Genomic DNA, 11,638 nt, shown 5'->3' with positions numbered 1-11,638 from the left:
TTTAGCGAGAGAGGTATAAAGTTAAATTATTTACCCATATTGCACATCTTTGCCAGCAACGCACTCAATTGGATCCTTTCGTTTGCCCCCTCCACGATTCTGTAATCACACTCCCCTAACGCTTCAACTAACTCAACTTTTTTCCTCTCATCTATGTTTAAACTTGGAATCTCCCTAAATATCTGCAATATCACGTCCTCTCCACTCATTCCCCAATCAACCATCAACTTATACAACAACTCTCTTGCTTCAATAAACTTCCCTTCCAACGCCAATTCAATCATCTTCTTAATCTCTTCTGGTCTTGCTCTTGATGATACCTTATAAACAACCTCCTCATCAATCTCCTTTGAGACACTTGCCGCTGTTTGAAGGACATTTATTGCCTTCCTCATATCTCCTTCTGAAACATAAATAATTGCCTCAAGTCCCTCAGGAGTTAAAGTTAAACCTTCTTTTTCAGCAATTTCTTTCAACTTCTTAACAACATCTTCTTTTTTCAATGGAGAGAATCTGAATATTGCACATCTTGATTGGATTGGAGGGATGATTTTGCTTGGGTAGTTGCAAGAGAGGATAAACCTACAAATATCAGAATACTTTTCCATTGTCCTTCTCAATGCGTTTTGTGCATCACTTGTTAAAGCATCACTCTCATCTAAGAATATTATTTTAAATGGAACATCCCCAATCGGTTTTGTTCTTGCAAAATCCTTAACTTTTGTCCTAATAACATCTATCCCTCTTTCATCTGAATTATGTAACAATATTGGCACATTTCCTGCAAAGAACATTTCATTATTTGGAACTGACACATCATAGACGAAGTCATTGTAGTCAATAACTTCAATCTCTTTAACAATCAATGCATGAATCTCTGTTTCAGACAGTTTTTTCAATAAATTATAAATCTTTCTTTCTCCATCAGATAATTTCTCAACATCAACCATTTCTAAAATCTGTTTAATTTTGTCCTTTGAGACCCTCTTTTTATTTTCATAGAGTTGGTGTCTTAATATATATCTCCAATTTCCATTTATTTTACCATCTAACTTTTTAATCATTTTGATTATTGGCTCACTTGGCAATAAATTACCCTTCCTCCACCCCATTTTTCCTTTCCAAATCAATCTTGCCTCATTTTCAAATATTGAACTTTCAATTCCAGAAATTCTTGCTAACCATACTGTATCTATTAATAAATCCTCAGATTTTGATGATATTCTAACAACTCCTCCCCAACCTCCATAGCCATCTCCATCAACTAATCCTTTTAAGAATTCAACTCTTAAATTTTCTTTTAACTCATATACAATATCTGGGATTCTTTTATTCTTTGCTCTCCTTCCATTTCCATTGTAGAAGTTTTTCTCAACAAATTTTGCAAGTTGAGTATTCAATATTCTAATCTGCTTAGCAGACAATCTTTCTCTATCAAATCCAGAACCTGTGAAGTTTTCATATTTGCTAAATCCTTTTTTATCAACAATATCATTTAATTTATTAATTAAATCATGCTCATGACTGCCTAATGTATAGATTACTTGCCCGGAAGTTTCTCCTCTAAATCCTACGGCTCCCTCAGCAGCATACAATCCAAGCATCCATGCAGTATCTTCATCAAACTCAAACTCATTAATTACTTTAACTCTTGAAGTTATATCCTTTGGTTCAAACTCTTTTAAATCCAATTTATCTTTTTCTCCTTCAGTGTTGGCTATAAAACTTAACAAACAGTCCCCAACTTTTATATCACTTGCTTTCTTTGACACTAAACCATTTTCATCAAGCATCATAATGGAGTGGTTTCCTGTTAGTTCTATATATCCACCTTCAAACTTAACTCTCAAGATTTTATCTACTTTATGCCTAATTACTGTAGAAACTTTTCTCCATCTAACTTTGAAGTTTTCATCAACCGTTAAAACCTCTAAGTTATCAACTTTTTTATACATCTCATTTTCATCATTGGTGTTAAAGTATATCTTATCAAGTTCTTCAAATGTGGTTCTTTTTATTTTTCCATCTATTTTAACCAGTATTGGAGTATTTTTTGAAACAGAGGCATTTAACTCTAAGAAGTTGTCTCTCCAATTTTCTCCAAATAAATCTCTTGCTAAACACAAAGCGGCAGTTGTATTATGCAATATTGTTGGTAAATTCCCACCAATGAAGTTATGATACTTTGGGATATGCAAGTCATAGATTGTAAAGTCCCCATTTAATTGTTCAATCTCAACGATTTCATCCCAGTAGATTTCGTTAGATGCTAAGAATAATACATAACTAATACTATCCATTAATTTTTCATCGTTAAGAATATCTCTTACAAGTTTAAGCTCAACCTTTCTAATTTCTTCAAGCTTTTCAATTTCTTGTGTATTGCTTTCTAAATAAATCCTTATACTTGAATTCCATGTATTGAGTATTCTTCCTATCTCTGCATAACTTGAATATTTCTTAGCAAATATTCTCATTGCATCAATGATTTTTTCAACATATTTGTCTAAAGCATTAGCAATTTTTATGTAATTCTTTAAACTTGGTTTTCTTTTACCTTTTATGTATTCTAAAATCCTATCACTTCTTATTCCAGTTTTTTCTGCAATTTCTTTTCTTCTTTTTTCAACTTCATTCCAATCAATTAATATACTCTCTTCTAATGTTTTTTCAATTTCTTTTAGCTCTTCTAATCCGTAATATATTTCATTTAAAAGTTCTTGAGCAATTTTTTTGCATTTATTATAACTCCAATTATCTTTTTCAATATCCCTTGTTAATTTAACTTTTAATCTATCTCTAATGTATTTTATTTTCTCTTTGTCGATAGTTATAACATCCAAGTTTGGATTTTCATCTTTTATAATATTTGAAAGCTTTTTAAGTTTCCTTTCATGGCTAAATCCAATACTTTCTAAAAATGCCTTTAAATTTGAAGAGTTGGATATTACAATATAGTAATATGTCTTGTTATTGTTTTTATTTATTTTTTCTCTTAATTTTGCAATTATTCCAAACCTTGACAATGCATAAGCTAAATCTTCAGCCATCCTTTTGCTTGCAGTTGATAAAACTACTGAATTTTTCTCAACACCCCCATCACAATCAAAATATGCTCTTAAAAATGCTTTTAATGCCATGCTCATTATTATTTCTTTTGGAATTCTAACTTTATCTGCCTTACTCCCCCTTAAGCCAAGCTTATCAATTAATGCTATTACCTCCTTTGAATTAACATAAATATCTGGTGTTCTATTCTTATGTATTCTCTCTTTTATTTTTGCATCCTTAAACAATTTTTTAGTAAGTTCAGCAAATCTCTTTCTAAGTTTTTCATCACTGTTTGTGAAGGTTATCTTATTTGATTCCTTATCTGCATGTCCATCTCCAATGAAATAACCAAGCCACTCTGCCAACTCTTCATTGTAATCGGTCTCTTCAAATAAGATGTATCTTGGTGTTGCTAACTTATCTCCAACCTTTAAATTCTCTGCTTTTTCCCATTTTATTTCTCCATTTTTATTATTTACCAATAAAGGATGATAAGTAGTTACCTTTAGCTCTCTACCCATTTTAGTTTTTATTTTTATTAAAGCGTTTGTTTTATCTTTATAGACATACTGAACATTAAATTCCCTGATTTTTCCATATTCATCAATTCCTAAAACTTTTAGGTTGTTAGTTAAGGTAGTTCCAAACTTTCCATTGCTTATTTCTTCAACAACTTCCCCAATTTCTCTAATCTCTCCATTTACAATAACTTTTGTATCTCCAGTTAAGCACTTCCCAACTCCCGGAGGACCGCTAAATAACAAATGCGGCATGGATTTTTTTTCTACATACTTTTTAAGCCTTTTTACAATTTCTTCATGCCCAACGACTTCATCCAATGTTTTTGGTCTATATTTTTCAACCCATGGTTTTTCCATAATCTCACCACTTATTATTTACTTTAGTGCATACTCCAAAATTTCTCCAAATCTTGATTTAACAACTTCTCTTTTTCCTAAAACCTTCGCATGAGCATCTAATTCAATAATAGCATAATCATAAATCTCTTTAATTGGATGATATAATCTTGGTCCATCGCTAATGCCAATGGTTATACAATTAACCTCTTCCTTTAAAGTTTCAATAGGCAGTGCATGAGGAACTCCAGAAACAACAACAATATCTGGCTTTATCTCCTTTAATATCTCAACTGCCTTTTCTCCAGTTACTGGATACTCATCCAAACCTCCTGTTATATAATCAACCTTAAATTCTCTTAAAATATTTTTTGCATCTTCTCTAATCTTTTTTAATCCAACATTTTCATCTAAATTTCCAATATTTATGCAGTTAAATATTTCATTTATTTTTATTAAAGGATGTGTAAATAAATAAGCAGTTTCCTTTTTTGCATTTAACACACACGCAACTTTTGGATCTTTGTCTATATTGTTTTTAAATAACTCAATAACTTCTTTTACATCATCCTCATAGGTTGGTTTTATATATTTACTCTTTGCCATTCCACGCATTTTTTCTATTTCCGTTGCTTTTTTAAGCATGTATTTTTGCCTTTCAAATTCCTTTTCATCAATCAAACCTAATCTTAGGCAACTCTCCATGGCATTTATTGCCCCTGCAGTGTTGTCGTTTAATCCGCTATGAACTTCAACAGGAATTAATGTTGCATCATACTCATCAACAACACTCCAAATATCTTCTCCAATAATCATACTTGCACATGTTCCAACTATACCAATCATAAAATTATTTTTATTTTTCTTTAAATATTCTATAACCTCTTCAATTGTCCTCTTTAACTTATCCATACCTCCAAAAATAAAATCATTCTCATCCATTGCACTCGTGAAAACTCTAACACCATCTAACTCCAATAACCTCGCAGTCCTAAAACAACATCCTGCCGGTCCATGCAGGATAATCGCATCAACCCCAACATCCCTAAGTTGATACATTGCCGCTGCAATTGGTGATGGTCTCGGATGAAGTATCATTATACCACTCCTAATTTTGTAATCTTAAATATTACACCACGAATATAAATATTTGATGAAATTTGTTTAAAAAACAATAAAGTTTTATAATATTAGAAATAAAATATACAAACATAAAAAATTAAGGAGGAATGTCGTTGAGTGGTATAAGGAGAATAGTTTTAGATATTCTAAAACCGCATGAACCAAAAATAACAGATTTAGCACTTAGGTTATGTTCTTTAAAAGAAGTGGATGGGGTAAATATTACCGTTTATGAGATAGATAAAGCCACAGAAAACGTCAAAATTACCATAGAAGGAACAGATTTACAATATGAAGAAATAAGAGAAGTTATAGAGTCAATGAGTGGGGTAATCCATAGCATTGATGAAGTTGCAGCAGGTAGAAGGATTATTGAGGATGTAAAAACACCCCAAGATAGATACTAAATAATTTTTTGCATTTTTATTTTGAAGGATATATCTTTTTTTACATTAATTTTCAATTTAAAGGTGATACTATGGCGGATTTTTTTGAGAGGTATAAAAAAATTAAAAGCACCAACATTAAAAAGAAAAAAATAGAAAAACCAAAGGTTGTTGTTGCAGGAAGGTCAAATGTTGGAAAATCCACCTTCGTTAGACACATGACGGGAAAAAATGTGAGGATGGGAAAAAGGCCGGGAGTAACTTTGAAGATAAATGAATACGATATGGGAAGTTACATCTTAGTGGACATGCCGGGTTTTGGATTTATGCATGGGGTTGATAAAAAAGTGCAGGAAAAGATTAAGGATGAAATAGTCCACTACATAGAAGGAAAAAGAGATGAGATTGCAACTGCCATCCAAATAATAGACGCAGGGTCATTTATAGAGATCGTTGAAAGATGGGACAAGAGGGGGGAAATACCAATAGATATAGAGATGTTTGATTTTTTAAATGAGTTGGAGTTAAATCCAATATTGGTTGTAAACAAGATGGACAAAATAAAGAAACCTCAGTGGGATGAACATTTAAACAAAATCCTTGGAACCTTGGGCTATAAACCACCATGGAATCAGTGGGAATTTGTAGTTCCTGCTATTTTAAAGGAAAAAGAAGGATTGGATGAAATAAAATATAAGATTATGGAGAGAGTTAATGGATTCAAATCCCAAAAAATTGTATAAATTTATTCATCCGGAATTTTTGCTCTGATGAAGTGATTTTTATCTTTTTTGAAACTTATTGTTGCATCTATGCCAACTTTTGTTGTTGTTCTATATTCTAAGTTTGATGATGGGTCTAATGATGAACCTTTTGCCCCTCTAATGATAATTATATCCTCATCTCCCTGAACCCTTGTAGCAATTGCAAATTCAACATCATTAATATCATAAATATCTATATCCTCATCCACAACAACAACATGCTTTAAACTTGGGTGGGAGGATAATGCTGCCAAAATTGCATTTTTCCCATCTCCTTCTGTTTTTTTCTCAATTTGCACAACTGCATGAAGCCAGCAGCAGCCTCCTTCTGTTAGAGCAACATTCTTTACAGTTGGAACAACATTCCTCACACCCTTAAAAATCCTTGGCTCTTGTGGCATCCCCATTAACAACTTATGCTCTCTCCCTCCCGGCAATAGAGCATGGAAGATAGGTTTTTCTTTTCTTTTTAATGAGGTTATTTTTATCACTGGCTGCTTTCTAACAATATCATAAGTTCCAGTTATATCTACAAAAGGTCCCTCATCCTCCATTTCTTTTGTTATTTTCCCCTCAATGATGAACTCTCCTTCTGGGACTAATAGGCCGTTATCACATTCCATAACCTTTAAAGGTTCTCCCATCAACGCAGATGCAAACCTCAACTCATTGAATGTTATATCTGCGGAAGTACTACTTGCTAAAAGGACAGATGGATGCACACCTATAACAATTGCTACATCCATCTCATCCTTCTCTTCTATATTTTTTGTGTATAGGTAGTGGAGATGCCTCTGCTCTACCATTCTAATAACTAAATGCCCTTCTTTTACTAAAATCCTATGGATTGAGGCATTATAGCCAAAATCCTCATCCTTAACAATAACAACACCAGAGGTTATATACGCCCCCCCATCTTTCTCATAGTATGTTGGGATTGGATATTCCTTTAATTTTTCCAAATCGTCCTCAACATACTTGTTTTTTAATGAATTATCAACAACCAATTTCCCTCCCTTCTCATTGTCCATTGCCTTCAAAATGTGCATCATTAAATCCTCTTTCTTTATCCCTAAAGATTTAGCCAATACTTCCCTATTGCAGAGATTCCCTATAACCTCATATCCATCAACATCTTTTATATAAACTGGCTGTCCATCATATTTCTTCAATATCCTTGAAACTCCAAACCTCTTTGATGCTTTTTCAACAACAATTGGGTTTATTTCATTTATTAACTCCCTAAGCATTTTTTCACCTATTCATTTGGATAGATAATGTCTTTTTCAGTTATAATGGCAGTTACCAACTCAGGAGGGGTGCAATCAAATGCATAGTTGTAAACTCCAACACCCTCAGGAATAATCCTTACTCCATCGATATATGTGACCTCTTCCTCCCCCCTCTCCTCAACAACAACATCTTCAACCCCACTTTCAAAATCAAATGTTGAATATGGTGCTGCAACATAGAATGGGACGTTGTGATGTTTAGCAAGAACCGCAAGGGAGTATGTTCCTATTTTGTTGAATACATGGTAATCACTCAAAATCCTATCTGCCCCAACAATAATCTTATCTATCATCCCCTTGCTCATTAAATAGCCAGCCATGTTGTCAGGAATAACTTTAACTGGAATGCCCTCATAACTTAACTCAAATGCAGTGAGTTTAGCCCCTTGCAATCTTGGTCTTGTTTCATCCGCTATAACTTGGATTTTTTTGTTGTTGTAAAATGCAAATCTTATAACACTCAAAGCAGTTCCATAGGCAGAGCATGCTAACGCTCCTGCATTGCAGTGGGTTAAAATTGTATCTCCATCATCAATAAGTTTTTCCCCAATCTCCCCAATTTTTCTGCATGTTTCTATATCTTCCTCATGTATTTTCTTCGCCTCTTCAAGGATTGATTTTCCTTTATCATATGCATCCATAATTCTATTTAGTGCCCAAAATAAATTTACAGCAGTAGGTCTTGTGTTTTTTAAGGTTTTATATGCTTTCTCAATATCCGCCCCATGAATCTCAGCAAGAGCCATCCCATAGGCAGCAGAGACCCCTATAGCTGGAGCACCCCTAACAACCATGTCTTTTATTGTATAAGCAACATCCTCATAAGTTTTGCATGTAAAGTATTCCAACTTATGTGGGAGTTTTCTTTGATCTATTAAGATTAACTGGTTATTTTCATCGTCCCAAATTATTGGTCTTAAATCCTTCATTTTTTCACCATATTATTTTTTTGTTAATTCTTCAACTTTATCTTTTATACATCCACTTTCCATTATTGATGAGCCTATTAAAGCACAGTTTGTGTATTTTAAGACATACATTAAGTCATCCCTTGTATAAACTCCACTTTCGCTTATTTTTATTATATTGTTTGGTATTAGTGGAGACAATCTTTCTGTGGTTTTTAGATCAATGTTTAGTGTTTTCAAATCCCTATTGTTTATACCAACAATCTTTGCATTGTTATCTAATGCAATATCAATTTCATCTTCATCGTGTGTTTCAACCAAACACTCCAAATCATTCTCATGGGCGTAATCTAAAAACTCTCCAATATCCTCCCCTAAAACAGAAACCATCAATAAAACTATATTTGCCCCAATGGTTTTTGCTATATCAATCTGATAAAAATCAACAACAAAGTCCTTAAAGAGGATTGGAACTTCAAATTTCCTTGCTATAATCAAATTTTTATAACTTCCATTAAAGTATTTTGGCTCAGTTAAGATGGAGATTCCACAACAACCACCTTCAACCATATCTCTTGCTATATTTTCAATATCCCCCTCTTTAATTTTTCTAATATTTCCTTTTGATGGTGATGAAGGTTTAATTTCTGTGATTATTGGATTTCTTGTTTCTTTTACTTTTTTTATACGTTTTGATAATTTTAATTTGCCGTATTCTTCAATATATTCATCAAGTTCATAATATTTAATAAAATTATCTAACTCCTTTAATATATTCCTTCTTCTTTCCGATTCTATTCTTTTTCTTGTATCCTTTACAATTTTATCTAAAACACTCATGAAACTACCTCCAATGACTTCAGAAGTTGTTAATTCTCTATTTAATGATAACCTCAAAACTAAACAACAAATTTTTATATATGATGCATAGATTATTTAAATGCCCATGATATATAATATAAAACATAGAAATTAATAAAATTTAAGAAAATAAAATTAAGTTATACATAAAGGGGTGAAAACTATGGACAACAACAAAATAACTGTTAGCGTAATTAAGGCAGATATTGGTGGATTATGCGGACACACATTAGCACCAGAGGATTTATTAGAGGCATGTGAAGGAGTTTTAGAGGCAGTTGTTGATGAATTGATTATTGATTATTATGTTACAAGATGTGGGGATGATGTGGATTTAATTATGACACACAGAATGGGAGTAGATAATGAGGAAATTCACAAATTGGCATGGAATGCATTTGAAGAAGCAACTAAGGTTGCAAAAGAACTTAAATTATATGGTGCTGGACAAGATTTACTTGCAGAAAGTTTCTCTGGAAATGTTAGGGGTTTAGGTCCAGGATGTGCAGAAATGGAGTTTGTTGAAAGACCAAGTGAACCAATAGTTGTATTCTGCTGTGACAAAACAGACCCTGCAGCATTTAACTTCCCATTATACAAGATGTTTGCTGATCCATTTAACACAGCAGGTTTGGTATTCGATCCTTCAATGACAGGTGGATTTGCATTTGAAGTCCACGACATTATGGACAGCAAAAAAGTTATCTTAAACACTCCAGAAGAAACCTACTCATTGTTGGCATTGATTGGGGATGTTGAAAAATATGCAATTAAGAGAGTTTATAGAAGAAAGGATAATGAAATTGCGGCAGTTGTTAGTACTGAGAAATTGAATTACATTGCAGGGGAGTATGTTGGTAAAGACGACCCAGTTGCAATTGTAAGGGCACAAAGTGGATTCCCAGCAGTTGGGGAGGTATTAGAGCCATTTGCTGATCCACACTTTGTTGCAGGATGGATGAGAGGTAGCCATTGGGGGCCATTAATGCCTGTTGGTGAGGATGATGCAACACCTTCAAGATTCGATGGACCTGCAAGAATTATGGCATTAGGGTTCCAATTGGCAGATGGTATGTTAGTTGGTCCAAATGACTTATTTGCAGACAAGAGTTTCGATAAAGCAAGAGAAAAGGCATTAGTGATGGCAGACATTATAAGAAGAATGGGACCATTCCAACCACACAGATTACCATCAGGAATGATGGAATACACAACAGTCCCAAAGGTCTTAGAAAAATTAAAGGATAGATTTGAGGACATTGAGGATGAACCTAAAAAATTAGAAAAATGTAGAGAAAGGGGAGACGTAGAATAATTTCCTTTTTTTTCTATTATTTATTTTTACAAAGTAAATCATTAAATTTAAATTAAAAAATTTAATGGAAAATAAGTTTTAATTTGGAATGGATTAAAGGAATTATTTAATTCCAAATAATTACCAAATCAAGATTAAAAATGCAAAATGGGGATATTCATGATAAATGCAAAGACAAAACTTATTGGATTGTTAGGGCATCCTGTAGAGCATTCCTTTTCACCAATAATGCATAATGCAGCATTTAGGGATAAAAATCTAAACTATGTTTATTTGGCTTTTGATGTGTTGCCAGAAAATTTAAGGTATGTTATTGATGGAGCAAAAGCGATGGGTATTGTTGGATTCAACGTCACCATTCCCCACAAAATTGAGATTATGGAGTATTTGGATGAGATAGATGAAAATGCTAAGCTAATTGGAGCAGTAAATACTATAAAAATAGAGAATAACAAAGCAATTGGCTATAACACTGATGGTTTAGGAGCAAGAATGGCATTAGAGGAAGAGATTGGGAAAGTAGTGGATAAGAGTATCATTATCTATGGTGCAGGAGGGGCGGCAAGAGCAGTTGCATTTGAACTTGCAAAGAACAACAACATAATAATTGCAAATAGAACTATAGAAAAGGCAAAAAGTCTTGCAGAGGAAGTAAGGGAAAAATTGAATAAAACTGAGGAAGAGGTTAAATATTCAGGACTGGATGCAAGTTTGGATGAAATAGATATAATAATAAATGCTACGCCAATAGGTATGTATCCAAATGTTGATGTTGAGCCGATTGTGAAGGCGGAGGAAATGCATAATGATATGGTTGTTATGGATTTGATTTACAATCCATTAGAAACTGTTCTTTTAAAAGAGGCAAAGAAAGTTGGAGCAAAAACAATAAATGGATTGGGTATGTTGATTTACCAAGGGGCTATTGCATTTGAGATATGGACAAATGAAAAACCAAGCATTGAAGTTATGAAAGATGCAATAATAAACCATTTAAATCTAAAATAATCTACACATTACTTTTTATTTTTCGAACTAGTCCACAATTCTATTTTTTATTTTTTTAGTTTAGTTATCGTTGT

The 11,638-nt window shown here is 33.0% G+C and carries 9 protein-coding genes; 4 read left to right on the top strand and 5 right to left on the bottom strand.

Annotated elements, in window-relative coordinates; all coding sequences use genetic code 11:
- Nucleotides 1-26 precede the first annotated feature (26 nt).
- Together METFODRAFT_RS11835 and cfbD are read right to left on the bottom strand one after the other, a co-directional pair.
- Nucleotides 27-3,929, bottom strand: a complete 3,903-nt coding sequence (locus METFODRAFT_RS11835; RefSeq protein ID WP_007044297.1) for a replication factor C small subunit — start codon at nt 3,927-3,929, stop codon at nt 27-29.
- An 18-nt stretch (nt 3,930-3,947) separates the two neighbouring features.
- A complete protein-coding gene (gene cfbD / locus METFODRAFT_RS04195) occupies nt 3,948-5,006 on the bottom strand; it encodes a Ni-sirohydrochlorin a,c-diamide reductive cyclase catalytic subunit (RefSeq protein WP_007044296.1) in 1,059 nt (352 codons plus the stop codon).
- A 137-nt stretch (nt 5,007-5,143) separates the two neighbouring features.
- Between cfbD and METFODRAFT_RS04190 the strand changes: the two genes are divergently transcribed.
- The gene (locus METFODRAFT_RS04190) at nt 5,144-5,437 is read left to right on the top strand and encodes a DUF211 domain-containing protein (RefSeq protein ID WP_048115557.1); all 294 of its coding nucleotides are present in this window, start codon (nt 5,144-5,146) and stop codon (nt 5,435-5,437) included.
- A 71-nt stretch (nt 5,438-5,508) separates the two neighbouring features.
- Nucleotides 5,509-6,159: a GTP-binding protein EngB gene (engB, locus tag METFODRAFT_RS04185; RefSeq protein WP_007044294.1), complete on the top strand. Its 651-nt coding sequence runs from the start codon at nt 5,509-5,511 to the stop codon at nt 6,157-6,159.
- A gap of 2 nt (nt 6,160-6,161) precedes the next feature.
- On the opposite strand, the gene METFODRAFT_RS04180 is transcribed toward engB, so the two are convergent.
- From METFODRAFT_RS04180 to METFODRAFT_RS04170, 3 genes are read right to left on the bottom strand one after another with little or no spacing between them, the layout of a single operon-like run.
- A complete protein-coding gene (locus METFODRAFT_RS04180; protein WP_007044293.1) occupies nt 6,162-7,430 on the bottom strand; it encodes a UbiD family decarboxylase in 1,269 nt (422 codons plus the stop codon).
- A gap of 8 nt (nt 7,431-7,438) precedes the next feature.
- Nucleotides 7,439-8,401 (bottom strand): S-methyl-5-thioribose-1-phosphate isomerase, encoded by a 963-nt coding sequence (gene mtnA, locus METFODRAFT_RS04175; protein ID WP_007044292.1) that lies wholly within the window; start codon nt 8,399-8,401, stop codon nt 7,439-7,441.
- A gap of 12 nt (nt 8,402-8,413) precedes the next feature.
- Entirely contained in the window at nt 8,414-9,220 is an 807-nt protein-coding gene (locus METFODRAFT_RS04170) for an indole-3-glycerol phosphate synthase TrpC (protein WP_007044291.1), read from the bottom strand.
- Nucleotides 9,221-9,404: 184 nt separating this feature from the next.
- Here METFODRAFT_RS04170 and fbp point away from each other — a divergent pair, with 184 nt between their 5' ends.
- Both fbp and aroE read left to right on the top strand, forming a co-directional pair.
- On the top strand, nt 9,405-10,556 hold the full coding sequence (gene fbp, locus METFODRAFT_RS04165) for a fructose-1,6-bisphosphate aldolase/phosphatase (RefSeq protein ID WP_007044290.1): 1,152 nt from the start codon (nt 9,405-9,407) through the stop codon (nt 10,554-10,556).
- 159 nt (nt 10,557-10,715) lie between these two features.
- Nucleotides 10,716-11,564, top strand: a complete 849-nt coding sequence (gene aroE, locus METFODRAFT_RS04160; RefSeq protein WP_007044289.1) for a shikimate dehydrogenase — start codon at nt 10,716-10,718, stop codon at nt 11,562-11,564.
- Nucleotides 11,565-11,638 lie beyond the last annotated feature (74 nt).

The organism is Methanotorris formicicus Mc-S-70, assembly GCF_000243455.1.
Taxonomy (GTDB): Archaea; AGJL01; Methanococci; order Methanococcales; family Methanococcaceae; genus Methanotorris; species Methanotorris formicicus.
The sequence above is the reverse complement of the archived record's forward strand: the minus strand, read 5'-3'. Positions and strand labels throughout refer to the sequence as shown.